This is a genomic window from Mycoplasmopsis caviae (assembly GCF_024498215.1).
Classification (GTDB): domain Bacteria; phylum Bacillota_I; class Bacilli_A; order Mycoplasmatales; family Metamycoplasmataceae; genus Mycoplasmopsis; species Mycoplasmopsis caviae.
In genome coordinates this window covers 211,176-237,078 of sequence record NZ_CP101806.1, presented here as the reverse complement: position 1 = coordinate 237,078, position 25,903 = coordinate 211,176, and the positions used below count along the sequence as shown (strand labels likewise).

The 25,903-nt window shown below is 28.3% G+C and carries 26 protein-coding genes and 1 pseudogene; 8 read left to right on the top strand and 19 right to left on the bottom strand.

Annotated features, from left to right (window positions below):
* The first annotated feature begins 106 nt into the window (after positions 1–106).
* Positions 107–1,477, top strand: a complete 1,371-nt coding sequence (locus NPA07_RS01170) for a M17 family metallopeptidase (protein ID WP_126118026.1) — start codon at positions 107–109, stop codon at positions 1,475–1,477.
* Between the two features lie 71 nt (positions 1,478–1,548).
* The gene (locus NPA07_RS01165) at positions 1,549–2,127 is read left to right on the top strand and encodes a thymidine kinase (RefSeq protein WP_126118027.1); all 579 of its coding nucleotides are present in this window, start codon (positions 1,549–1,551) and stop codon (positions 2,125–2,127) included.
* Between the two features lie 71 nt (positions 2,128–2,198).
* On the opposite strand, the gene NPA07_RS01160 is transcribed toward NPA07_RS01165, so the two are convergent.
* Complete coding sequence (locus NPA07_RS01160; RefSeq protein WP_126118028.1) at positions 2,199–2,390, bottom strand: hypothetical protein; 192 nt, start codon at positions 2,388–2,390, stop codon at positions 2,199–2,201.
* Positions 2,391–2,702: 312 nt separating this feature from the next.
* Here NPA07_RS01160 and NPA07_RS01155 point away from each other — a divergent pair, with 312 nt between their 5' ends.
* The 4 genes from NPA07_RS01155 to NPA07_RS01140 all read left to right on the top strand — a co-directional run bounded on the left by NPA07_RS01155 (position 2,703) and on the right by NPA07_RS01140 (position 3,962).
* Positions 2,703–2,954, top strand: coding sequence for a hypothetical protein (locus tag NPA07_RS01155; RefSeq protein WP_256553103.1), 252 nt, complete (start codon positions 2,703–2,705; stop codon positions 2,952–2,954).
* Between the two features lie 42 nt (positions 2,955–2,996).
* A complete protein-coding gene (locus NPA07_RS01150) occupies positions 2,997–3,137 on the top strand; it encodes a hypothetical protein (protein WP_256553244.1) in 141 nt (46 codons plus the stop codon).
* Positions 3,138–3,286: 149 nt separating this feature from the next.
* Positions 3,287–3,631: a hypothetical protein gene (locus NPA07_RS01145; RefSeq protein ID WP_256553243.1), complete on the top strand. Its 345-nt coding sequence runs from the start codon at positions 3,287–3,289 to the stop codon at positions 3,629–3,631.
* Complete coding sequence (locus tag NPA07_RS01140) at positions 3,525–3,962, top strand: hypothetical protein (protein WP_256553242.1); 438 nt, start codon at positions 3,525–3,527, stop codon at positions 3,960–3,962. The genes NPA07_RS01145 and NPA07_RS01140 overlap by 107 nt, the downstream gene beginning before the upstream one ends.
* Positions 3,963–4,803: 841 nt before the next feature.
* Here the strand turns inward: NPA07_RS01140 and NPA07_RS01135 are convergent.
* The 8 genes and pseudogenes from NPA07_RS01135 to NPA07_RS01100 all read right to left on the bottom strand — a co-directional run.
* Positions 4,804–6,378 carry a type 2 periplasmic-binding domain-containing protein gene (locus NPA07_RS01135; RefSeq protein ID WP_126118030.1) on the bottom strand — a complete coding sequence of 525 codons (1,575 nt, stop codon included), beginning with the start codon at positions 6,376–6,378 and terminating at the stop codon, positions 4,804–4,806.
* Entirely contained in the window at positions 6,344–7,198 is an 855-nt protein-coding gene (locus NPA07_RS01130; RefSeq protein ID WP_126118031.1) for an ABC transporter permease, read from the bottom strand. The genes NPA07_RS01135 and NPA07_RS01130 overlap by 35 nt, the downstream gene beginning before the upstream one ends.
* The gene (locus tag NPA07_RS01125; protein WP_126118032.1) at positions 7,191–8,030 is read right to left on the bottom strand and encodes an ABC transporter permease; all 840 of its coding nucleotides are present in this window, start codon (positions 8,028–8,030) and stop codon (positions 7,191–7,193) included. The genes NPA07_RS01130 and NPA07_RS01125 overlap by 8 nt, the downstream gene beginning before the upstream one ends.
* Complete coding sequence (locus tag NPA07_RS01120; protein ID WP_126118033.1) at positions 8,014–9,387, bottom strand: ABC transporter ATP-binding protein; 1,374 nt, start codon at positions 9,385–9,387, stop codon at positions 8,014–8,016. Before NPA07_RS01120 ends, NPA07_RS01125 begins: the two co-directional genes overlap by 17 nt.
* A 656-nt stretch (positions 9,388–10,043) precedes the next feature.
* A complete protein-coding gene (locus NPA07_RS01115; protein ID WP_256553311.1) occupies positions 10,044–10,793 on the bottom strand; it encodes an IS1634 family transposase in 750 nt (249 codons plus the stop codon).
* On the bottom strand, positions 10,769–11,074 hold the full coding sequence (locus NPA07_RS01110) for a hypothetical protein (RefSeq protein WP_256553241.1): 306 nt from the start codon (positions 11,072–11,074) through the stop codon (positions 10,769–10,771). Before NPA07_RS01110 ends, NPA07_RS01115 begins: the two co-directional genes overlap by 25 nt.
* 264 nt (positions 11,075–11,338) lie before the next feature.
* Complete coding sequence (locus NPA07_RS01105; protein WP_256553240.1) at positions 11,339–11,626, bottom strand: hypothetical protein; 288 nt, start codon at positions 11,624–11,626, stop codon at positions 11,339–11,341.
* Positions 11,627–11,731: 105 nt separating this feature from the next.
* Positions 11,732–12,322 (bottom strand): annotated as a pseudogene (locus tag NPA07_RS01100) (ABC transporter ATP-binding protein); the annotation flags it as partial.
* Positions 12,323–13,002: 680 nt separating this feature from the next.
* Between NPA07_RS01100 and NPA07_RS01095 the strand changes: the two are divergent.
* Both NPA07_RS01095 and NPA07_RS01090 read left to right on the top strand, forming a co-directional pair.
* Entirely contained in the window at positions 13,003–13,296 is a 294-nt protein-coding gene (locus tag NPA07_RS01095; RefSeq protein ID WP_126118036.1) for a hypothetical protein, read from the top strand.
* Positions 13,297–13,478: 182 nt separating this feature from the next.
* Entirely contained in the window at positions 13,479–13,952 is a 474-nt protein-coding gene (locus NPA07_RS01090; protein ID WP_126118037.1) for a hypothetical protein, read from the top strand.
* A 238-nt stretch (positions 13,953–14,190) separates the two neighbouring features.
* On the opposite strand, the gene NPA07_RS01085 is transcribed toward NPA07_RS01090, so the two are convergent.
* The 10 genes from NPA07_RS01085 to NPA07_RS01040 form a co-directional block, all read right to left on the bottom strand.
* Positions 14,191–14,418 carry a metallophosphoesterase family protein gene (locus tag NPA07_RS01085; protein WP_126118038.1) on the bottom strand — a complete coding sequence of 76 codons (228 nt, stop codon included), beginning with the start codon at positions 14,416–14,418 and terminating at the stop codon, positions 14,191–14,193.
* Between the two features lie 113 nt (positions 14,419–14,531).
* A complete protein-coding gene (locus NPA07_RS01080; protein WP_126117908.1) occupies positions 14,532–16,280 on the bottom strand; it encodes an IS1634 family transposase in 1,749 nt (582 codons plus the stop codon).
* A 176-nt stretch (positions 16,281–16,456) separates the two neighbouring features.
* Positions 16,457–16,870, bottom strand: a complete 414-nt coding sequence (locus NPA07_RS01075) for a hypothetical protein (protein WP_256553239.1) — start codon at positions 16,868–16,870, stop codon at positions 16,457–16,459.
* A gap of 332 nt (positions 16,871–17,202) precedes the next feature.
* Complete coding sequence (locus NPA07_RS01070) at positions 17,203–17,742, bottom strand: IS1634 family transposase (protein WP_256553310.1); 540 nt, start codon at positions 17,740–17,742, stop codon at positions 17,203–17,205.
* A 140-nt stretch (positions 17,743–17,882) separates the two neighbouring features.
* The gene (locus NPA07_RS01065) at positions 17,883–18,206 is read right to left on the bottom strand and encodes a hypothetical protein (RefSeq protein ID WP_256553238.1); all 324 of its coding nucleotides are present in this window, start codon (positions 18,204–18,206) and stop codon (positions 17,883–17,885) included.
* Positions 18,207–18,343: 137 nt separating this feature from the next.
* Positions 18,344–19,294, bottom strand: a complete 951-nt coding sequence (locus NPA07_RS01060; protein WP_256553237.1) for an IS1634 family transposase — start codon at positions 19,292–19,294, stop codon at positions 18,344–18,346.
* Between the two features lie 77 nt (positions 19,295–19,371).
* Complete coding sequence (locus NPA07_RS01055) at positions 19,372–19,710, bottom strand: metallophosphoesterase family protein (protein ID WP_126118042.1); 339 nt, start codon at positions 19,708–19,710, stop codon at positions 19,372–19,374.
* 94 nt (positions 19,711–19,804) lie between these two features.
* The gene (locus NPA07_RS01050) at positions 19,805–22,375 is read right to left on the bottom strand and encodes a DNA topoisomerase IV subunit A (protein WP_126118043.1); all 2,571 of its coding nucleotides are present in this window, start codon (positions 22,373–22,375) and stop codon (positions 19,805–19,807) included.
* A 12-nt stretch (positions 22,376–22,387) separates the two neighbouring features.
* Positions 22,388–24,301 carry a DNA topoisomerase IV subunit B gene (parE, locus tag NPA07_RS01045; RefSeq protein WP_126118044.1) on the bottom strand — a complete coding sequence of 638 codons (1,914 nt, stop codon included), beginning with the start codon at positions 24,299–24,301 and terminating at the stop codon, positions 22,388–22,390.
* Between the two features lie 143 nt (positions 24,302–24,444).
* Positions 24,445–25,899: a DUF4013 domain-containing protein gene (locus NPA07_RS01040; RefSeq protein ID WP_126118045.1), complete on the bottom strand. Its 1,455-nt coding sequence runs from the start codon at positions 25,897–25,899 to the stop codon at positions 24,445–24,447.
* Positions 25,900–25,903: the final 4 nt, after the last annotated feature.

Genomic DNA, 25,903 nt, shown 5'->3' with positions numbered 1-25,903 from the left:
TTGTACACTTTTTTAGATGCAAATTATTGTTTTTTCAACTCTTTTAAATCAGCAAATTTAATATGATGTAAAATAATAATAATTAAATAATTAATAGGAGGGTTATATGTCACTTTTTACAAAATTAGTAAATAAAGCAACTAAAGATGTTTTGCTTCAAGCAACATTCAAGGATGCTAAAAAAATTGAATACTTAATCGAAAAAAACAACAAAATCACAGAATATCTTAATGAAAATAAAGCATATGTTTACCTAGGAGAAAAAAGCAAACTAGACTTTAATTCACTTGAAATTTTCTTTAGAACACTAAGCGAAAGTGCAGCAAGAAATTACTGTGTGGATTTAGCTTCTTTTACAACTGAAACTCTTTCTGTTGCTGATGTGGTTGAAGCATTTACTAGAGCAATCTATTTTACAAGAGCTTCACTTTACAATGAAAAAACAGAAGAAAAAAGCAAAGAATTTTTACTAGTTCCATTTATTGAAAAAGCAACTAAAGATGTTGAAGAAAGATTCCAAAAATCATTAATCTTAGCAGAAGCTACAAATTATGCTCGTAACTTACAAGTTACTCCACCAAATGTGTGCAACTCAGAATATTTAGCACAACAAATTGTTAAAGATTTTAGTCAATACAAAAATCTTAAAATTACTGTTTTAAATAAAAAACAAATTGAAGAAAACAAAATGGGTTTATTACTTTCAGTAAATAGAGGTTCAATGTATGAACCACGTGTGGTTATTATTGAATATGTAGGGGATCCATCAAGTAAAGAAAAAACTGTTTTAGTAGGTAAAGGGATTACATTTGACTCAGGTGGATACTCACTAAAACCATCAAGAAGTATGCTTGGAATGAAATTTGATATGTCTGGTAGTGTAATTGTCGCTTCAACACTAAAAGCCATTGCACAACTTAAACCTAAGAAAAATGTCTCAGCAATTATGTGTATAACAGACAATAGAATTAATGGCGATGCTTCATTACCTGATTCAGTTTGAAAAGCAATGAATGGCAAGAGTGTTGAAATCAACAACACAGATGCTGAAGGTCGTTTAGTGATGGCTGATGGTCTAGTTTATGCAGCTAGAAAACTAAATGCAACTAGATTAGTTGATGTTGCAACACTTACAGGAGCAATCTTAATTGCACTAGGTCACACATACACAGGTATTTGAGCTACAAGTGAAAAAGCTTGAGAAGATATTTCAAAGGCAGCAAAGAATGCACATGAATTAGTTTGAAGAATGCCTTTTGATGAAGCATTTTCAAAAAATATTAAAGCTTCAAAAGTTGCTGATCTTAAAAACACAGATTTAAGTGGAAATGGTGGCTCAAACTCAGCCGCTATGTTCTTAAAAGAGTTCACAGATGGTATTGAATACATTCACTGTGATGTTGCAGGTACAGCAGATATTAATGAAGTACCACAAGGTGTTTTAGTTAAAACACTTACAGAACTTGCTTTAATTTAATTTTAATAATAAAGTCCATTGTTTATTACTTTAACACTATTGGACTTTTTATTTACTAATTTGGGGGAATAATGTATTTAAAACAAAGTGATGGTATTTTAGAAGTGATAACAGGTCCAATGTTTTCAGGTAAAACAGAGGAGTTGATTAAACGAATTAAAATCTTAGAAATTGCAGACATCAAAACATTGGTGCTTAAGCCTAAATTTGACAACCGTTTTTCTGAAACCGAAATAGTAAGTCGAACAGGTGCGAGGGTTGTGGCTAAAAATATACAAAATTCAAGCGACATAATGAAATTTTGAAACTCTTCATATAAAGCAGTAGCTATTGATGAAATCAACTTTCTTGATGAAGGTATACTTGATGTAATTGATGAATTAGTTCTAAAAGGCGTTAGGGTTTTGTGTTCTGGTTTGGATATGGATTTTTTAAGAAGGCCTTTTGGTGTAACTCCTGCAATATTAGCAATTGCTGATCATATAACTAAACTTAAAGCTGTGTGTATGAAATGTAAATCAATTGCTGGATTTAGTTTTCGTAAAACCAATGAACAAGACCTTAATTCTCTTGGTGATGACACTTACGAAGCCCGATGTCGAGTTTGCCACATTAAAGGCGAATTGAAGAAAAAAGAAGAAGAAAAGTAAAAATTGCAACTGGATCATTCCGGTTGCAATTTTTCATTAAACCTATAAAACAGGTCTTTTTGTAAATTTGACTATTTGAATAAATGTTCAAATTTGTCCACTTTAATAATGGCAATATCAAGTTGTTTGTCTAACCTTGCATCAGCACCTTTAATATATTGTTGTCTAAAGAAATCTCTTTTGGCAATTCTTTTAGCCTCTTCTCTATTATATGCATCTCATTCTTCTTGTGTGTATGTTTTGGGTAATAATATTCTTCTCATGGCTAAATCTCCTTGTTTTTGTACAAACATTATAAAGGTAAAAACAACAATTAAAAAGCAAATTTTTTGGATATAATGGTTTTATTTTATTTTGTCCACCCTGTTTTTATCTTTTATTTTGTCCATTTTAGGTTTCAATTATTATTTTAAAAAGGAGAATTTAAATTATGGAAAATCTTGTAATTAAAACCAGATTTCAAGCAGTTGATACAGGTAAAACAACTGATTATGAAGATAAAAAAATTTTAGATTTAAAAAATTCAACAATATTGAAATAGACCAAATGCCGAAATATCAAAAATATTAGGAAAATTGGGTTGTAGAACATCAACAAAAACAATTAAAAGATATAGAAATCAAATATTGATTGCATCTACAAATAACCAAGATGCAATCAGTATATCACATGGTAATAAAAATAAACTTAGGGGTGTGAAAGTAAGTGATTCAGTTATTATTGATTTAACTAATAGATATTATGAATTAGTGGAACATATTGAGAAAATATCAAAAGGTGATCTTAGTGTAGCCTTGTTGCATTTTTACAATAATGAGACTTACTAATGATGAAAAAAATTGTTGCCTTTCACTACCTTTTATAAAAGAATGCTTAGACTTGGTTATTGCAGTTCATATGCAACGAGAAAAGTAAAAAATGAGATTAAGAGAAGAAGAATGTTTTTAGAAAACGGTCAAGATATTTCTAAAATCGAGGCACAGTTTATTAAAATTTATGAAAAATTCTAAATAAAAATCCATTAAAAGGTGTTTACCAAAATAAAAGTTCTGACTATGATTTTGGGCAAATTATTGAAATTGATGCAACACCACTTCATCTTTTTGGAGAAAGTAAGAAGTACCATATTTATAATGTTGTTGATGCGACAACAAAAAGTTTGTTAGCAATCTGAATTGACATTGAGGAAACAACAATTGGATATCAAAATCTTCTAACACAATTATTTAAAAGGTATGGCATTCCACAAGTAATAATAACGGATAGAAGAAGAACTTTTGAGGTTCAGATAGTACAAGAACAAGCTATGGAAGAAGCACTAAATGCAAGAGGAATTGAACTTATAACAAGCAAGCAATCCAAAGGCAAAACCAAATGTTGAAAGATCATTTTGAACATTGCAAAGATGAATAGGAACATTCTTTCATACAAGCGGAATCAACTGTTTTGAAGACTTTTTGGGAAAAATTGAACTTTTAATTGATGAATACAACAAACAATTTAAAAAGGCCGAAGCAGTAAGTAAAAAATCAAATGTTTTTAGAAAGCCAAATACTGAAATTTTTGAAGAAGAGATGAATCTTGTAATTAAAAGAAAAATAGTTAATCATACTGTGAGATATGACAACAAATATCTTGCTCCATTTGATAATAATGGCGTTAGGGTTTCTATGTTTGAAAGTGGAGAGGCAAAGCTTATGGTAACTCCTGAAAATAAATTATTCTTTGTTGAGGGAAAAGAAAATATGAAGCCAGAGTACCGAAAGGAAACGAATTGAGTGCAATCGATGTATATGCAATATCAAAAAATCTTGATCCACAACATCAAGGTGTAAGAGCCTACAATTAAAACCATGCTTCATAATAGAACATGAACATCCAGTACATTTGAAAAACTTGAAAATATATTTAAGAATTCTGCAAACCCAAACAATAAAGACATTGAATTTATTAAAAACTATTAAGTGAAAATCTTGAAAAGTTAAATGATATTACAAAAGAAATGAAGGAATTTATTGACGCTAATTACAAATCATTTAAGTAAGTTTTTCTTGTTTCTTCTTTTTTAAAAAGAAGAAAGCCTGTCTTACAAGACAAAAAGAAGTTTTGCTTCTTAAGACCGACAGGTCTTAATAAGAGCCAACGGCTCAATACTTATTAAATAAGTTATTTTTTATTTCAATCAACAATTTATTTGTTGATTGAAGAATATTTAAAAAGAAATTAACAAATGATGTCAATCCCCAAAAGTTATGAAAAAACTTTAGGATTGAAGACAAAATGAATTAATTAAAAGCAACTTCTTAATGATGTTGTATGTTTTAATATGCAAAATTTTAAAAAATGTAATTTAACATTTAAAAATGCGGTAAACCTTAATGTTGTACACACAAAAACAAAAAATAACACATTTTTTGCTGTTTTGTTAAAAAAATAGCCAAACTTTTATGTGTTTTGGCTATAATTTTTACAACCTTAAAAATTGGACAAAATAGAAGAAAATTATCAACAATTAAAAAGCAAATTTTTTGGATATATTAGCCTTTTTTAATAAATTAAAAAAGAAATATTAAAAAAATTTTTGCAGCCTTAACTTTGTGTTTTATTAACAACCTAAAGTCTCAATAATTAGAAGTTAAAAAATAATCCTTGCTAAAACAAGGATTAAAAATTTTGTTAACTTTTTAGTTTTGTATCATAATAAACTTTAATTTCCGCTTGTGTTTTCTTACTTTCAGGTTCAATTGGAAAATGCTTAACCTCATATGTCGCTTTTATTGTTGTATCATCGCTACCATAGATTTTTTGCTCTTTGCCAATCTCATAAAGACTTGCAATATAGTTTTTTTGTTTTTCTTCTTTAACTTTGTCAAAGTAGTTGTCTTTTACATAATTATATAAATTCTTTCATGCAGGTGTATAGCCAACGTGGTCAAAAGTTAAAAGTGATTTATATTCTTCAATGTTTTCGAATTCCGATATATCTTCACCATTTTTTGGGTCAATTTTTTTAACTCATTTTGGTCCGTTATTTCAATCATTCCTTTCAACACCTGATAAAAAGCTTTTATGTGCACTTTCATAAATTAAATCAGCAAAATGGTCACTTGTATTCTCTGAGATAACCAATCCGTCCACTAACAATAAATTAATTTTTGGTCTAAAAAATCTAAGTGTACCTTGTTGAACTTTATTTTCAAAGTTATCTTCTGAAAAGTAAGCATCAAGTGCATCTCCATTGTAAATTAAACCAGCATTTGTTTTTGTTGTAGGGTTAATTAAATTATTCAAAAGTCATTGGCCATCACCATTAAAGACAACATGTTCTGTATCTCTAATGCTATAATTTGTGCCGTGTTGAAATAGTTCAACGAAGTGATCAATATGCTCCTTGTATCAATTTGGCTTATCTGGAGTTGAACCTTTTCCAGTAGCATGATCATCAATATATCCTTTAACTGGGTCTTTAACATATGCAGAGCCATAAATCATATTGTCTCTCATAGCATAAGTTGCTTCTCAATAATTGTAACCTTTTAATGTTAAGGCTTTCATTATGTCAATTAATCTAAATTCGCCTTTGTTTTCAGAAACTTTTAATAAGTGTTCTTGAATTGCTTGTTCGTGAGCTGTAATTTTAGCATGGTAATATGCATCATTATAATTAAGCTTTAAGACTTTTTGTGGATTATATGCTACAACCATATCTTGTGAGAAATATGGAGCAAAGTAATCAATAAGATGTTTATCTTCTTTTGCTACTGTTCCATCAGATTCAATACATTGATCTTTAGTTAAAAATTTATCATATGATTTAATGTGTTCTTTAACTGTATCGCTTAAGAGTTCTAAAACCTTTTCACGATCTTTGTATTTTGGGTCATTAAACATCTTTGCATAATCAATTTTACGAAGTTTGCCATCTCTAATTAGTTGAACTGCTTGTGCATCATTACCAATTCCACCAGCTGCTTTATTAGTCAAAATTGATTTTGTAAAGTGTTGGATTTCTTCAAATTCTTTGAATGTAAAGTTTTCATTAATAACTCTTTTAGAGTCATCATCAATATATGATTGATAATTATAAAAAGAAGGTTTATATTTTGCACGCCCGCTATATTTATGAACTAGTGCACCAGTTAGTGCTACTGTACCAAGAACTGCTAGTGCACTATAACCAAAAGTTTTAGTTAAAATTTTACTTTTAATAAAATTTTTAAATGAATTGTTCTTTGGTTTGTTGTTGTTCATTTTTTACCTTCTTTACTTTCTTAACACTTCTTTTTATAATATATGCTTTATAACCTATGTAACAAGCATTGATTGCAATAGTAAGAAATAATAAACTTGCTCCAACTACAAGACCTCATGCCTTAAATTGACCTTCATACAATTTGGTTCCAAGAGTACTTACATTTGATGTTGTTTGCAAAATAATGAAATCATCAAATGATAGAAATATTGAGACAAGTGCAGCAAAAATAATTGATGGAATCATGTAAATAAAATAAGTTTTAAATCATGACTTAATTTTTGAATAGCCTAAATCTTGGCTTGCTTCAAATAAAGAAGCATTAAATTTTTCACTACGTGGATACATTAGAGTTATACCATAAGGTAGGGCCATAATTGTATGTCCAACAATTCCTCGAAGCATTCCTTCTCTTGTGCTTGCTAATGTTCCAAATAGAGCACTAAAAACTAAAACTAAACCAATTGCAGTAATGTTGTCTGGGTTGATAAGTGGGACATTATTAACTGCTCTAACTATTCTTGAGTAATTTTTATTTTTTTGTCTTCACATTGCAAAAACTGTTACAAGTGAAATACTAACTACTAAAATTGAAACAAAGAATGCGATAATAATTGAATTAATTAATGCATTCCCTCTGCCCTCATCAAAGAAATTAACTCATGCATCCTTTGAATATGTATTTCAATTAAATGATAAAAAACCTTTATCACTTGGTTTATTAAAACTGAATATAACCGCAAACACTAATGGGATGTAAGTAAAAACTAAAATTAAGTAAATATAACTTCGTTTAAGAATTTCTCAAAATTTAGTCATTTTTCTTACCTCCTCTAGTTTGTCTAAATCTAATAATAACTTTTGGTATAAAGTTTATCATTCCATAACAACCTATAAAAATGGCTGATACAACTAAAACAAGTGTGCTTCCTAGTGCTAATTCAAACTTGTTAGCAGGGTTTGAATATTCACTAATTACAGCACCAATTGTTTGCAATTGAGTTCCATTAGGAAGTAATTTAGCACTAATAACAAATGTAGTTGCAGATGATAAGAAAATTAAACTAAAACCACTTAAAATAGCTTTAAAACTATATGGAACAACAACTCTAAACATTGTTTGAAATTTGTTATAACCTAAATCTGAACTAGCTTCAAGTATGTTTTTAGGCATATCTTTAAAAACAGTATAAAGAGGCATAACCATATATGGCAAATTCAAGTAGGTTAAACCTAAAACCATAAATCATTCAGCATTAAGGCTTTCTTGTTCAAAAACTGATAAGAAGAAGCCTCTAATTGCATAAATTTTAGCAATTGTAAAAATTAACATTGGACTAAGTATTAAACTTAATGAATAAATTGCTAAATATTTACTTTTAGTCATGACTGTAAAATAAGCATATGGAAAAGCTATTAACAAGCAAAGAATTGCTGAAATTAGCCCAATTTTTAAACTACGTCAAATTATTAATCAAATGTTTACTTCTGTTAAGAGTGCAACAGCATTAAAATCTTCTTGTGGCTTTAGTGCATTAATAACTATTAATAAAATTGGCAAAATGATTAAGAAGATAGCAATTAATAAATAAGGCAATAAAAGTAATAATCTTTTATTTAGTGCTAGTTTATTTTTAATTCTTAAATTCATTAGTTTTATAATCTCACTTGCTATCTTTATTCATTAAGTGAATTGAGTCAATTGTTCAACTTAAGTTTACTTTCTCGCCCATTTCAAACTTTTTAGCTGTTTCAACATAAATAATTTCATCATTATCAAGTTGGATTTTTAAATAGTAATAACTGCCACGGTAAGCCATATTAATAATTTCACCGACAAGTTTGTCCTTTTTCTTGTCATCATAAGACATTATGTCAATGTCTTCTGGTCTAATTAATACATCGACTTCAGTAAGATTTGCAAATTCATCTTCATCATGAATTGTCTTAAAATTGCGATCTCACATTGTCACAGTGCCATCGCTATTAAAGATACCATTGTAAATATTTGAGTCTCCAATAAAAGAAGCTACTCATTTATTAACTGGATAGTCATAAATATTTTTTGGCGTGTCATATTGTTCAATTTTGCCAGCACGCATGATTGCTATTCTATCAGAGAGTTCAAGTGCTTCGTCTTGGTCGTGAGTAACAAAAATAAATGTAAGGCCTAATTTTTGTTGTAAACTTCTTAATAAAACTTGCATTCTTTGTCTTATCTTAGCATCAAGTGCACTTAATGGTTCATCTAATAATAAGATAGCAGGCTCAATAACAAGTGATCTAGCTAGTGCAACACGTTGTTTCATACCACCAGAAAGTTCATTAATTGATTTTCTTTCATTACCTTGTAGTCCAACAAGTTCAACAATTTCCTTAACTTCTTTATCCATTTCTTCTTTTGTTATTTTACGTGTAAGATAACGTTTTTCGAAGTTTTCTGTTTGTTGATCTACATAGTTTTCTCAATATGAATAATTAAAGTCTGACTTATCTAATCATTTTTGTCTACGTCTATAAGCAAAAGTATTTTTCTTTAATGTTTTCATTTCTCTTTCATATTTTGTTTGCAAAACATCAAGTTTTTTCATTTCAGCTTTTGCTCTTTCTTCTCATTTTTTTTGTTTCTGTGCTAATAGTTTTTCGTGTTTAGCATTGATAACTTCTTTCGGCATTCTCTTAAGTGCTAAACCATATTTAATATTACCTTCAACATTTAAGTGAGGAAATAGTGCATAATCTTGAAAAATAGTTGAAAGGTCTCTTTTATGTGGAGGTAAATCCTTAATATCAACACCATGGAATTTAATTTCACCACGTGTTGCTCTTTCAAAACCTGCTATTAATCTAAGAATTGTTGTTTTTCCAGAACCAGAAGGGCCTAATAATGTAACAAATTCTCCTTTGTTAATTTTTAAATCAACATTTTCTAAAACAACCTTATCGTCAAATTCTTTAACAACTTCTTTAAGTTCAATGATATAAGGTGAGTTGTTTTTCTTAATCATAAATTCTCCTGAAAATGAAATATAAATTTTCTAAATAATCTGTTTTATAGTGTTTTTGGTAAAATAAATTTAAAATATTTTATTTTGAGTCAAATCAAACTTAACTAAATTTAATTAAATTGACTGACTTATTAGGGAGGCTAAATCAAAGATATCTTGAGAATATTCAATAACAAAAAATTGAAGATCTGGGTTTCTATCTTCACAAAAATTTAACAATACAAATTTAGATTTAAATTTGTCATTTTTTAAATTTTCTATTCTCATAATGTGATTAATTATAATTATAAAAATTCAATTTATAAATAAATTTTTTAAAAATTTTTTTGTGTTTTTTTTATATCTTTTTTTAATGCTTAATTATATTTTATATAATTACGATAATATAAATTAATTGAGATTTTTCCCAAGTTTGACGAATCAATTAAAAAGGAGTATTAAAAATGACTAATACGCCTTATTTATAGGTGTATTGGTCATTTTTACAATTTTAGCCATGTGTTATAATACCCTCAATTTCATCGACTTTTCCCATCAGTGGAAGTCTTTCAATATTTAATTTTTCAATTAATTCAAGGTATTCAATTGGTTCATCAGTTCTCATAAAATACTCTGTATCATTCTCATAATCTTTAAAGGTTATTAGTTCAACTTCTCTAATACTGTTGAGTATTTTTTCAGTAGTAAATTTGTGATCATCTTCAACTATTGAGTCAATAGTGAATTCTAGAAATCTTTGGAGTACAAGGGCTAAATAACAAATAAGAAAATGCCGCTTCAATTGTCTTCCTTTTTGATAGATAAACAGGTCTAACCTCAAATGATGTTTTTAACATTCTAAACGAATCTTCAATCTTTCAAAGTTTTCGATATGTTGAAATAATTCTATCAGTCTTCATTTCCATATCGTTTGTGAATATTCCATAAAAGCCATCTCATTTTGCATCATCTTCAATTTTTGTTGTCTTTATCGTTACTTCTTTAACATTATAATCGAGATACTTTCTACCGCCTCTACTTAATTCTGAGCGAGCTTTTGAAGCATTGTTTTGAACACCTTTTAAAGCTTTTTCAATAAGTCTTTTGCGGTCGCTCTCATCCTTTTTTCTTCTATTTTCACTGAAAGAAAGAACAAGTCTACCATCAATTATATATTTCTCATCATCTTCATTTTTTACAAATTTTGTATCTTTACGATCTCTAATAAAGTAGTTTTCAGTTATTTTATCATATGAATCTAAGTCAAGTATTTCAGAGGCAATTTTGCCTTTTGCTCTAATTTTTTCTGCCATTATAAATTTAAAACCATTGTCAATTATCGACTGTAAATTAGGCCCAGAATTAAGTCCTCTATCAGCAACTATCGTTACATTTTCGATTCCTAAATTTTCCTTAACTTCCTGTATAAAAGGGATAAAAGTCTTAAAATCGCTTGTATTTCCGGAAAAAGTTTGTAACTTATTGGTATTCCATTTGCATCAATCATCAAACCTAATACCACTTGTGTTTGATTAACTTTTAAATCCTTTGAAAAACCAAAGATTCTAAAATCATCTGCTGTGAAACTTTCAAAATAAACTGTTGTAACATCGTAGAAAGCCTCTTCTAGATTTCTGTCCATTAATTCTGATAATCTATTGTTTAAATGTTTAATAATATCTAATCTTTCATCGCATAAAATTTCCAATGCTCTGTAATGAGATTTCAACGTGTCGTCATTCTCTATTAAATATGAATCATAAGATTGAACTGTTCTTAGTTTTGATGAAGGTTTTAAAATTCTTAAAAAGTTAGGTTCTCAACAATATTATTTAAATCATATCTGAAAAGAAATTCTTTACTTTTTAAATCAAAATATTCATCAAGTTTTAGTTTTTGTAAATCGTTTTGTAAAGTAAATTACCATATTTTTTCTAACTATTTTTTACTTTTTCAGCCTTTTCTTCATATGTTAATTTGTCTTTGAATTCATTCCTTTCATTGAATTCTGTGTCAAATAAAGCATCAATAGATTTGTGAACTCTATACTTCAATAATTCATTATCTCTCGCTTCATTTCTCAAACCTTGATATTTATTTTTAAATCCTCTAAAATGTTAGGATTTTCTTCTTGCAGTTTTGATAAAAGACCAAGTTTTTCAATAACCACTTGCTTTGTTTTATTTGTTCCTTTTATTCTAACTGAATGGCAAATTTGAACATATTCTTTGCCTGCTACTTTTGAAACTTTTACATACATAATTATATTATAACATATTATAACACAAAATAAGAAAAATGAAAAAAATTTCATATACTTTAGTATATGAAGTGTTCATTTTTATTTTTGATTCGTCAAACTTGGGAGATAACGTTTTTCGAAGTTTTCTGTTTGTTGATCTACATAGTTTTCTCAATATGAATAATTAAAGTCTGACTTATCTAATCATTTTTGTCTACGTCTATAAGCAAAAGTATTTTTCTTTAATGTTTTCATTTCTCTTTCATATTTTGTTTGCAAAACATCAAGTTTTTTCATTTCAGACTTTTGCTCTTTCTTCTCATTTTTTTGTTTCTGTGCTAATAGTTTTTCGTGTTTAGCATTGATAACTTCTTTCGGCATTCTCTTAAGTGCTAAACCATATTTAATATTACCTTCAACATTTAAGTGAGGAAATAGTGCATAATCTTGAAAAATAGTTGAAAGGTCTCTTTTATGTGGAGGTAAATCCTTAATATCAACACCATGGAATTTAATTTCACCACGTGTTGCTCTTTCAAAACCTGCTATTAATCTAAGAATTGTTGTTTTTCCAGAACCAGAAGGGCCTAATAATGTAACAAATTCTCCTTTGTTAATTTTTAAATCAACATTTTCTAAAACAACCTTATCGTCAAATTCTTTAACAACTTCTTTAAGTTCAATGATATAAGGTGAGTTGTTTTTCTTAATCATAAATTCTCCTGAAAATGAAATATAAATTTTCTAAATAATCTGTTTTATAGTGTTTTTGGTAAAATAAATTTAAAATATTTTATTTTGAGTCAAATCAAACTTAACTAAATTTAATTAAATTGACTGACTTATTAGGGAGGCTAAATCAAAGATATCTTGAGAATATTCAATAACAAAAAATTGAAGATCTGGGTTTCTATCTTCACAAAAATTTAACAATACAAATTTAGATTTAAATTTGTCATTTTTTAAATTTTCTATTCTCATAATGTGATTAATTATAATTATAAAAATTCAATTTATAAATAAATTTTTTAAAAATTTTTTGTGTTTTTTTATATCTTTTTTAATGCTTAATTATATTTTATATAATTACGATAATATAAATTAATTGAGATTTTTAAGTAAAAATTTACTTTAAATGCTTATTACCTGCATCCATTTATTTGAACTACCAAATACAAATTCATATATAATTTAACTATCAAATCGAAGGGATATTAAATGAATACACAGAAATTAAAAAATAGAGTGAGAACTTTTGTGATTGTTAATTCTATAATTCTTATATTATTAGTATTTCAGTTAATTACAAATTCAGTTGGTTTATTTGAACCAGCAAAAATATATGTAACATTTTTTTTGTTGCTATGAATATTTGTTATATTGTTTACGGATTTATGATTAAGAAACTAAGATGAGCTTCTATAATTGCAATTATTTATGAGTTTGTATCAGTTGTAGTACTTATATTCGTATTGTATTTAACAATACTTAAGTCTTATGGCACTACTCCTGAAGCAGGATTTGTTGTTACTATTGGTAGTTTCATTGCAATTACCACATTCCTAATAATTATTACTTACATTGCTACTTTAATTGCTTCACTTATAGTTTCATCAATTTACCTAGGAAAACTCAATGATAAAATTAAAATTAATAAACAAAAAGATGAGAAAACTAACGCAAATTAATAATTATTAAAAATGAGAAGTGTCTATAATGACACTTCTTTTTTTTAACTATACGCAAACAATTAATTATTTCATACATTAAATAAGACTGATATATCAAAATTATTAACTGTTGAACTTTTCATTTGGCATCTAATTCATAATTAATATATAATTATGTTGAAAAATTGAATAGGAGAATAATGACAAAAGAAAGAGAAAAAAGTAGACTCTTAGCATTCATAATTGTTAATGCTTTACTTATAGGTATACTAATAGCCAGTTTAGTTATTTCAAAAAAGGAAATTATCGTTAAAATTAGAACTTCGCGTGAAATATTGAAAATATTATCATTAGCGTCTTTTATTTTATACATCTGTTATATTGTTTTTGGCTTTCTTACAAAGAAATTCGCCTGAGCTGCAATATTTGCAATTGTTGCTACCGTTTTAAGTTTTGTTATAGTATTATTAATGGTATGAAATAATTTAGTTATATCAAAAAGTGGAAATGAAGAACTTAGTATGAAAGTAACCAAGTATATAACTATTGCAAGAGTTTCACTTGAATTAGCTTATATTCTTATACTTATTACTTCATTTATACTTGCTTTAGTAAGATATGTACGTGTAAAAAGAGAAATTAGTCAAGAAATTGCACAAGAAAATGACAATTAGTGAATAATACAAATTTAAATTATTTTATCAAACGGTATACGTTTGATTTTTTTGTCCAACTTAACAGGTTCACGTCATAAAATTGTAAAAATGACCAATACACCTATAAATAAGGCATATTGGTCATTTTTAATACTTATTTTTTATTGATTTGTCAAACTTGAGATAGCAAATAAATGTTGAACCTTTTTGTTTCTTTACTCATTTGCTTCCTTAAAAAGTTTTTTTATGTAAATATTTACATAATTGTATCAAATTTACTTTTTGTTTTTAGTAATTCCCTATTTTTATTGATATCCTTCATTTTTACATCAATAGTATGTCGTTTACTACCATGATTTATTTCAATGACTGTGTAACCTGGATAAGATCCTCACTTTGGTTCAGAAATTGAACCAGGATTAATTACATACATTCCATCTTCTTCATTGTAGTATTTAACTGGATAATGGCTGTGACCATACAAAAAGAAATCAATGTCATTATGTTTAATCTTTTCATAAACTTTTTTCTCGACTTTGACACTTTAAAAATTCATTTTTTAAAAAGCCTATAAAATAGGCTTTTATGGAAAGTCTATTATTTAGATTCTAGTAAAACAGGGCCTAATTCATCAACTTTTCCCCATTTAGGAATTATTTGATAACCCAATGATTCTCTTAAATTTGTGTAATCTTCTGGTTCTCTAACTCTTAAAAAGTATTTTTCTTTCTTGTCTAAACTCTCAATAAGTACTATTTTTACCTTTCTCAACGCATCAACAATTCTGTCAGTTGTTAAACTGTTATTAGCTAATGAACTTAATGAAAATTCTATGAATCTTTCAATAACCAATGCCAAATAACAAATCATAAAATGACCTTCAATTGTTTTTTCTTTTGACAAATAAACCGGTCTAGTTTCAAAAGTTGTTTTTAAAATCCTAAATGATTCTTCAATCTTTCATAAATTTGAATATGTTCTTATTACTGTTTCAATGCTTAAATTTTTGTTGCTTGTATATATTCCGTAAAATCCATCTCATCTTGCGTCATCTATAATTTTTTCTTCATTTAATGAAATTTCTCCAACAGAATAGTTGACATATTTTTTGCCACCTTTTTTTAATTCACTCATCGCTTTTGAGCCATTTTTTTCAACACAACTTTTGGCTTTTTTAATCAGTCTTTCTCTATCACTTTGATCTTTTTTTCTTCTTTTTTCTGAAAAACTTAAAATTAAATTTCCATCCAATGAATTATCAAGTCCTAATTCATCCTTAATTTTTTTAGTTAATGGTGCTTTTTTTACATAAAAACCTTCAGCTGCTTGCTCATATGTTGCAAGATCTATAATGCCAGGAACAAGGTTCTTATTTCCTTTAATTTTGTGAGACATTATGAACTCAAAACCATCTTTTTTAAGTTCTAAAAGATTAGGACCAGAGTTTAACCCTCTGTCTGCAATAACAGTAATATTTTCAATACCTAATTTTTCCTTAACTTCCTTTATAAAAGGGATAAAAGTCTTAAAATCACATGTATTTCCGGCAAACAATTTGTATGCAATTGGAATTCCATAAGCGTCAATCATCATCCCAAGAACAACCTGTACATTATTAATTTTTGCATCCTTAGAAAATCCGTAATCTAACAAGTCATTTTTTTCAATACTTTCAAAGTAAACAGTTGTAACATCGTAAAATGTTTCTTTTAGGTTTCTATCAAATAGTTCAGCTAATTTTTTGTTGATATGTTCAATGATATCTAGCCTTTCATCACACAAAATTTCAAGGCTTCTGTAAATTGATTTAAGGGTGTCATCATTCTTTATTGTATACTCATTAAAAATATTAAATGTTTTACTTTTTGAACAAGGTTTTAAAAATCTCATTGCGACTAAATTTTGGACAATATTGTTCAAATCATATTTGATTCTTTTCATACTCTTTGATTTCTCAAAATATTTATCTAGATCTAACTTTCGGTAAACATTGTTTAGTATTAAATTGCCATAATTTAAAACTTCTAATTCATTCTGATATTTATTGTGTATCTTGTTTTCATCTCTAATATCATATTCACCGTCAACGTTATCGTCAGATAAAACATCTTTAAATGTCCCAAGCATTCTGCCTAAAAGTACTTCTTTTTCTTCCTTATCTTTTGAATACTTTTTAAATTCATTTCTCAGGTTTTCTAAAAAATTAGGATCGTTTTCTTCTAATTTGGATAATAATCCCAAATTTTGGACAACCTTATGTTTACAAGATTTGCTTTCCTTATCTCAATAACTTTTCACAATATTAACATATTCTTTATTTCTAACTCTAATAACTTTAACAAACATAATTATATTATACTATGTTTTACTAGAATTACAAGAAAAAAATAAAAAATTCATATACTATGTATATGAGCCTTATTTTTAATATGTTTTCCCAAGTTTGACGAATCAATTAAAAAAGGAGTATTAAAAATGACTAATACGCCTTATTTATAGGTGTATTGGTCATTTTTACAATTTTAGCCATGTGTTATAATACCCTCAATTTCATCGACTTTTCCCATCAGTGGAAGTCTTTCAATATTTAATTTTTCAATTAATTCAAGGTATTCAATTGGTTCATCAGTTCTCATAAAATACTCTGTATCATTCTCATAATCTTTAAAGGTTATTAGTTCAACTTCTCTAATACTGTTGAGTATTTTTTCAGTAGTAAATTTGTGATCATCTTCAACTATTGAGTCAATAGTGAATTCTAGAAATCTTTGGAGTACAAGGGCTAAATAACAAATAAGAAAATGCCGCTTCAATTGTCTTCCTTTTGATAGATAAACAGGTCTAACCTCAAATGATGTTTTTAGCATTCTAAACGAATCTTCAATCTTTCAAAGTTTTCGATATGTTGAAATAATTCTATCAGTCTTCATTTCCATATCGTTTGTGAATATTCCATAAAAGCCATCTCATTTTGCATCATCTTCAATTTTTGTTGTCTTTATCGTTACTTCTTTAACATTATAATCGAGATACTTTCTACCGCCTCTACTTAATTCTGAGCGAGCTTTTGAAGCATTGTTTTGAACACCTTTTAAAGCTTTTTCAATAAGTCTTTTGCGGTCGCTCTCATCCTTTTTTCTTCTATTTTCACTGAAAGAAAGAACAAGTCTACCATCAATTATATATTTCTCATCATCTTCATTTTTTACAAATTTTGTATCTTTACGATCTCTAATAAAGTAGTTTTCAGTTATTTTATCATATGAATCTAAGTCAAGTATTTCAGAGGCAATTTTGCCTTTTGCTCTAATTTTTCTGCCATTATAAATTTAAAACCATTGTCAATTATCGACTGTAAATTAGGCCCAGAATTAAGTCCTCTATCAGCAACTATCGTTACATTTTCGATTCCTAAATTTTCCTTAACTTCCTGTATAAAAGGGATAAAAGTCTTAAAATCGCTTGTATTTCCGGGAAAAAGTTTGTAACTTATTGGTATTCCATTTGCATCAATCATCAAACCTAATACCACTTGTGTTTGATTAACTTTTAAATCCTTTGAAAAACCAAAGATTCTAAAATCATCTGCTGTGAAACTTTCAAAATAAACTGTTGTAACATCGTAGAAAGCCTCTTCTAGATTTCTGTCCATTAATTCTGATAATCTATTGTTTAAATGTTTAATAATATCTAATCTTTCATCGCATAAAATTTCCAATGCTCTGTAATGAGATTTCAACGTGTCGTCATTCTCTATTAAATATGAATCATAAGATTGAACTGTTCTTAGTTTTGATGAAGGTTTTAAAATTCTTAAAAAGTTAGGTTCTCAACAATATTATTTAAATCATATCTGAAAAGAAATTCTTTACTTTTTAAATCAAAATATTCATCAAGTTTTAGTTTTTGTAAATCGTTTTGTAAAGTAAATTACCATATTTTTTCTAACTATTTTTTTACTTTTTCAGCCTTTTCTTCATATGTTAATTTGTCTTTGAATTCATTCCTTTCATTGAATTCTGTGTCAAATAAAGCATCAATAGATTTGTGAACTCTATACTTCAATAATTCATTATCTCTCGCTTCATTTCTCAAACCTTGATATTTATTTTTTAAATCCTCTAAAATGTTAGGATTTTCTTCTTGCAGTTTTGATAAAAGACCAAGTTTTTCAATAACCACTTGCTTTGTTTTATTTGTTCCTTTTATTCTAACTGAATGGCAAATTTGAACATATTCTTTGCCTGCTACTTTTGAAACTTTTACATACATAATTATATTATAACATATTATAACACAAAATAAGAAAAAATGAAAAAATTTCATATACTTTAGTATATGAAGTGTTCATTTTCATTTTTGATTCGTCAAACTTGGGAGGTTCTTATTTCCTTTAATTTTGTGAGACATTATGAACTCAAAACCATCTTTTTAAGTTCTAAAAGATTAGGACCAGAGTTTAACCCTCTGTCTGCAATAACAGTAATATTTTCAATACCTAATTTTTCCTTAACTTCCTTTATAAAAGGGATAAAAGTCTTAAAATCACATGTATTTCCGGCAAACAATTTGTATGCAATTGGAATTCCATAAGCGTCAATCATCATCCCAAGAACAACCTGTACATTATTAATTTTTGCATCCTTAGAAAATCCGTAATCTAACAAGTCATTTTTTTCAATACTTTCAAAGTAAACAGTTGTAACATCGTAAAATGTTTCTTTTAGGTTTCTATCAAATAGTTCAATTAATTTTTTGTTGATATGTTCAATGATATCTAGCCTTTCATCACACAAAATTTCAAGGCTTCTGTAAATTGATTTAAGGGTGTCATCATTCTTTATTGTATACTCATTAAAAATATTAAATGTTTTACTTTTTGAACAAGGTTTTAAAAATCTCATTGCGACTAAATTTTGGACAATATTGTTCAAATCATATTTGATTCTTTTCATACTCTTTGATTTCTCAAAATATTTATCTAGATCTAACTTTCGGTAAACATTGTTTAGTATTAAATTGCCATAATTTAAAACTTCTAATTCATTCTGATATTTATTGTGTATCTTGTTTTCATCTCTAATATCATATTCACCGTCAACGTTATCGTCAGATAAAACATCTTTAAATGTCCCAAGCATTCTGCCTAAAAGTACTTCTTTTTCTTCCTTATCTTTTGAATACTTTTTAAATTCATTTCTCAGGTTTTCTAAAAAATTAGGATCGTTTTCTTCTAATTTGGATAATAATCCCAAATTTTGGACAACCTTATGTTTACAAGATTTGCTTTCCTTATCTCAATAACTTTTCACAATATTAACATATTCTTTATTTCTAACTCTAATAACTTTAACAAACATAATTATATTATACTATGTTTTACTAGAATTACAAGAAAAAATAAAAAATTCATATACTATGTATATGAGCCTTATTTTTAATATGTTTTAATGGCTAAAGTGTCAAAGTCAAGATAAACTTTTTTTGGATCTCTTAATAATTCATAATTTCCTAGGTTGTGTCCATGTTCTACATAAAAACATAGTCCATCTATTTCAAATCTTGCGGATGGTATTCTTGAATAAAATTCTTCATCCAATTCATCATTATTGCCATCTACATAATAACTAAACATTTCTTGCATAAAACTTTTTGGTAATAGATTATCTCCACAACTTATAATATAATCAGGCATTTCCACACTAACTATTGCACTTAATGTAGAAAGATCTCCATGTATGTCGCTAACAACTAAAATCTTTGTTTTTCAACTCATTATCTCTCCATCTTCTAATTAGATAGAATTCAAAATGTTTCACTGCTTGACAACTATTGAATTCAAAATCTACTAAAACAACTGTTTTATAGGTTTATTTGCCAAATCTTTTAAGGATTTCCTCAACTCGCTTTGTCAAAACATCAATAGTTTCTTCTGACTTTTCAAACTTAGCATCCTCAGTTGGTGCAGGTTGCTCAAATTTAATTTCCACAGGTTTAGCTGTTGATGATGTCTCGTTTTTCTTAAACGAAAGTGCTGTTGAATTATTAATTTTAATTTTTGAAAAACCTTCATTAATCGAAGTAATTGGATACTCAACAATTCGTTCTAGTATGACCTGATTCTCAGCATTTGTTACAAAAATATAGTCATCAACAGTCATTGGATAAGCATCAGTTACTACATATGGTTTTGTCTTAAGTTGTGAAAAGAGTGGTTTACCTAAATTTTTCTTATTAACTTTTGGGATATTACTTACATGAATTCTTTTCACGAATGTTTCATTAGCTAAAAGAGCTACTGTTTCATGTGCTTCAACCATTGCAAAAGCAACAATAGAATCCATCGGTGGCATATAACAACTTTTAGTTCCACTTGATTTGGTTCCATAAATTTGGACATCATTTTCTGTATATAGAGATGACATACCTCGCTTTGTTATTAATAAAACATCTTTATAACCATTCGAAAGTTTAGCACCAACTAATTCATCGCCTTTTCTTAACTTCATAGCTGTAAATGTTTTATTAGGTCTGCTAACTTCAAATTCCTTAAGTACAACTCTCTTGCCTTGTGCTTCTTTTGTAAACAAGCAAACATAATTTTGAATGTTAAAGTCAGTTACATTAATAGCCCCAACTAATTCTTCACCTGAAGCAAGTTCAACAAATTCGCTTAAATGGACTCCAAAGTCTTTTCATTTGCTTTCTTCGATTTTATAAATAGGTACTTGAGCATAGTTACCTAAATTAGTAAATAACAACAAATTGTTAATTGTGTTACTTTTTTCAAAGCAAATAATTTTGTCACCCTCTTTAACTCCGTAAGTTAAGAAGTCATTTGAACTTACAACCTTGTTGCTCATTCTCTTAAGATAACCATGTTTTGTAACTCCAATGAATGTTTCTTCTTCTTTAACTAAGTCAGCTTCATTGTAACTTACTTTAAATGCTTCCTCGGTTATGGTTGTTTTTCGTGCTCGGCCAAATTGTTTTTTAATCTCTTGTAAAGTTTCAATTAGGTATTGATCAAAAGCCTCTTGATCACTTAAAAGCAATTCAACATGTTTGATTTGCTTTTCTAATTCTTCTTTTTCTAATAAGAAAGCCTCTTTATCAGTCTTTGAAAGTTTATAAAGTCTTAATTCAGCAATAGCTGTGGCTTGATTAAGAGTAAAGTCAAAGTGTTCCATCAAGTTCTTAATAACACCTGCTTTGGAGTTTTCGCTCTTTCTAATAACACTAATTACTTCATCAGTAATCTCAGCAACTTTTAAGAAACCTAAAACAATTTCAAGTCTTGCCTTGTATTTAACAAGATCAAATTCAAGCGTTTTTTTCTTTACGTCGCGAACGTGATCTAAATAGCAATTAAGTAAATCATTTAGGCCCAATGTTTGAGGTGAGTTGTTTTTGATTGCAACATTATTGTAAGTATAATAAATTTGCATCTCAGTCTTTTGAAGTAAGTAGTTTAAAATAACTTCTTCATTTGCTTTCTTATCTAAAGTAATAAGAATACTTATTCCACTTCGATCAGATTGATCTTTAACTTCAAGCAGACCACTAACACTTTCCTTTGCAATGATTAGATCAATATCATGAACAAGTTTTGATTTAATTACGCCATAAGGTATTTCAACAATTTCAATATATTTATTTTTGTTATCTTCAAAAGTTTTATATCTTGAAACTAGTGTTATTCGCCCTCTTCCTCTTTCAAAAGCTTCATAAATTCCTTGTTGTCCATAAACAATACCACCAGTAGGAAAATCTGGACCTTTAACATATTTAAAAAGTTTAGATAGTTGAATATCTGGATTCTTAATTTTTGCAATAGATGCATCAATAATTTCATTTAAATTATGCGGTGGCATCTCAGTTGCAAAACCAGAAGCAATTCCCTTAGCACCATTAAGCAATAGATTAGGAATTAGTGATGGTAGAACCAATGGTTCCTTTTCACTATCATCAAAGTTAGGAACAAATTTTACTGTGTTTTTCTTTAGGTCACCTATAACTAGATCTGTTAGAGCAGCAAGTCGAACTTCGGTATAACGCATAGCAGCTGCAGGGTCATCATCAATAGAACCTACGTTACCGTGCATTTCTAACAAAGTATGGCCCATTTTTCAATCCTGAGCCATTCTGACCATAGCTTCATATATAGAACTATCGCCGTGTGGATGGTATTTACCAATAACATCGCCAACAACACGAGCTGACTTTTTAAAAGGTTTATTTCATTGTAACCCTAATTCACTCATTGAATAAAGAATTCTTCTTTGAACAGGTTTTAGACCATCACGTGCATCTGGAAGAGCACGTTGTTGAATAATATACTTTGAATAACGACTAAATCGGTCAGCCATTATAGTATCAAGATTTTCTTTAATAATCTTGCTTAATAAATCATTTAATTTATTTTCCTGATTTTTGTTCATAATGGCTCCTTTCTAGATTTCAAAGTCATCATCAAGAGTGAATTCAACATTCTTATTAATTCACTCTTTACGTGGCTCAACATTGTCACCCATAAGTGTTGAAACACGACGTTCAGCTAGGGCAGCATCCTCAATTTTAACCTGTACAAGGGTTCTAGTTGCCGGATTCATTGTGGTTTCTCACAACTGATCCGCATTCATTTCGCCAAGACCTTTATAACGTTGAACTTCTGCGTTTTTAAAGTTAGGTAAACGAAGAAGATCTCTTAATTCATTTTCATCCCAAGCATATAAAATTTCTTTTTTACTCTTAGTTGATGCTAGTTTGAATAATGGTGGTAAGGCAATATAAACCATACCATTTTCAACAAGTTGGCGCATGTGTCTAAAGAAGAATGTTAGCAATAATATTTGAATATGAGCACCATCAGTATCGGCATCAGTCATAATTACAACTTTTCCATATTGGGCTTTTTTAATGTCGAATTCGTCACCAACACCTGCACCAATTGTATTAATTATTGTTGCTATTTCTTCATTTTTAAGTATTTCAAAAAGTCTTGCTTTTTCAGTATTAATAACCTTACCACGCAATGGTAAAATAGCTTGGTATTTTCGATCTCGTCCAAGCTTAGCACTACCACCAGCAGAATCACCTTCGACTAAGAATAATTCCTTTTCTGCAGGTATTTTACTTTGGGCTGGTGTTAGTTTTCCACTTAAAATTTGCTTTTCTTTAAGTGCATTTTTAGTGCTTCGAGCTTCAGCTCTTGCTTTACGTGCAGCTGCACGAGACTCGGAGGCTTTTTTGATTTTTTCAAGTATTTTCTTGGCTAAAGGTTTATTTTCATGAATTCATATTTTAAAGTTTTTTGACACGACTTCTTCAACTACACCCTTAGCCTCAGGAGTACCTAACTTATCTTTTGTTTGACTGACAAATTCAAGAAGTTTTTCAGGTATCTTAACTGAAAGTATAACTGTTAAGCCTTCTCGAATATCTTCACCATCAAAAGTATTTTTACCTTTTAGTGCTTTTTCTTCTAATGCGAATTCATTAAATGTTTTAGTCAAAGCTGATTTAAGACCAACTTCATGGCTTCCACCATCTTTTGTTTTAACATTATTGACAAAACTTAAAAATGTTTCATTGTAACTATCGGTGTATTGAAAACCACATTCAACTTCAATATCTCTTTTAGTTTCTTTAAAGGTTTTAATATCACCAAGTGCATTTTTTGAATCATTTATGAAGTCAACAAATGCATGAAGACCATCCTCATAAATAAATTCAGTTTCTCTACCACTAATTTCATCTTTGAAATGAATTTTTAGACCACCAATTAAAAAACAACTTTCCCTAAGTCTCTCAGCAATGGTTTCATAACTAAATCTAGCACGCTTAAAGATTTCATAATTTGGTCAAAATTCAACCATAGTTCCATGTCTATTTGTGTTACCGACTTCAAGAGTTCGTTGAACAATATTATCACCATTTTCAAAAATAGTTTCATAGATTTTTTTATCTCGATAAACTGTAGCAATTAATTTTGTACTTAATGCATTAACAACTGAAGAACCCACTCCATGAAGCCCTCCACTTGTTTTATAAGCACCTTCATTAAATTTACCACCAGCATGGAGTTCTGTAAAAACTAATTCCACAGCACTCTTGCCAGAAGGTGTCATTCCAACAGGAATTCCACGACCATTATCAAGAACTCTAACTGAACCACTCTTTGTTAAAGTTACATTAATTTCATTAGCAAAACCTGCTAATGCTTCATCAATTGAGTTATCTACAATTTCTCAAATTAAATGGTGTAGTCCATTGACATCAGTACTACCAATGTACATACCTGGACGTTTTCTAACAGCCTCTAAACCTTTTAACTGTTGTATACTTGATTCATCATATTTTTGCATATATTAATAATACTATTTTTAATACTAATATTAAATATAAAATTATTTTTTATTCTTAAATTTTTTCAAAATTTAAATAAGTAAAGTCCCTTTTTTCATAAAACTTTTTGTTTTTGTAAAAAAACTTGTGCATTAACACAAGTTTAGTTTATATTAATTTCTTGAAGAATTGATTCAATTATCTTGTTGAAGACAAGATGGAATTTCTTTTGTGAAATTTCATCAAGTTTGTTCTTTGCTACAAGTTTTGTTGAATCATATTCTTCAAAAGCATCCTTTTGTTCAATATTTCTAAATGTTTTATCGTTTGGAAAAACAATTTCATAGAAAATTGATATTAATTTTTTTCTTGCTTGTTCTTCTTGAATATCAAGGCTAAATATAGGTTCATTAGCAATTTTTTCTACTTTACTAAAGTCTTCTTTTTGAGTATCTTTGTCTTTTGCAAACCTGTGGTTTGAATATTTTCTAAGTAGCTTGCTAATTGTTTTGTTGCTTTGTTCAACATTTCAAGAAAACATGGTTTTAAAATCAAATTTATTTTCTTTTGTTTCTTCAAATGGTTGAGTTTCAGGTGATCAACTTTCAGAGTTGCCAAATTGAAATTTTTTGTAATAATAGTAATCATCATCACTTGTAATTTTAGTATGTCAAGTTGGGTGTTCCTTACTATGTAAACCTGCAAAGGTATATTTTTGGCCATTTGAATATTTATAATTACTATAAAGTAAATCAAGTGAATCTTCATCATTAAGAATGAAATTTAGTCACTCTTTAATTTTAGGAAGTCTCTCGATTTCATCATCACTTCAGTTTGCAAGAGGAACAAATCAAATTTCACTTAATAATTTATTATTTGTTATGGTGTCGCCTGAATTAACTTTTTCATCATTTAATGTCTTATCGATTGTTGACTTAGATTTCATTTTGAAGACATAATTATCAAGATTAAAAATTGATTGAACATACTTAAAAATATCTTTTTTAAATTGTTCATCATTCTTAATTTTATTAAGCATCACAAGTCCAGGAGCATATTTGCTAACACCTTTTGCTTGACCAACCGTTAAGAAATTAAGAACACTATTATTAGCATTATTTATGAATGAATTTTGGTCAACAAAACCAGCTAAATTAGTTGTGAGTATTGCACCAGGAAGAGCAGAAATTCCGGCTGCAACTGCTCCCATTGAACGATAGAAAACGGTGCTTTCACCCTTATTCATTCTTTTTATTATCGATCTTTTAAAGAAATCTTTTGTTAATGCATAAATAATCTCACCAATAATTGCGACCAGAGCAGTAAATGACAATATTATAATTCCAACCAACATCGGTTTTAGAATTATAAGTTTGTTCATTAAATTAGCGTTTGAGTGTTTTAGACTTATCGAAGTGTCCAAAATAATTGGAGCTAAAATCAAGCCAATAATAAAACCAACAGAATTAAATCCTAGAGACATTAAAGCAGCATAAAAACCACGTTTAGCACCAATGATTGTTGCGACCAAAAGTATTGTAAAAAAGATAGATAGGGAAATTAATATTCCTCAACCATTGGTTGCAAGTGCTTTTCAATTATCTTCAAAAGTTCTCATAGTA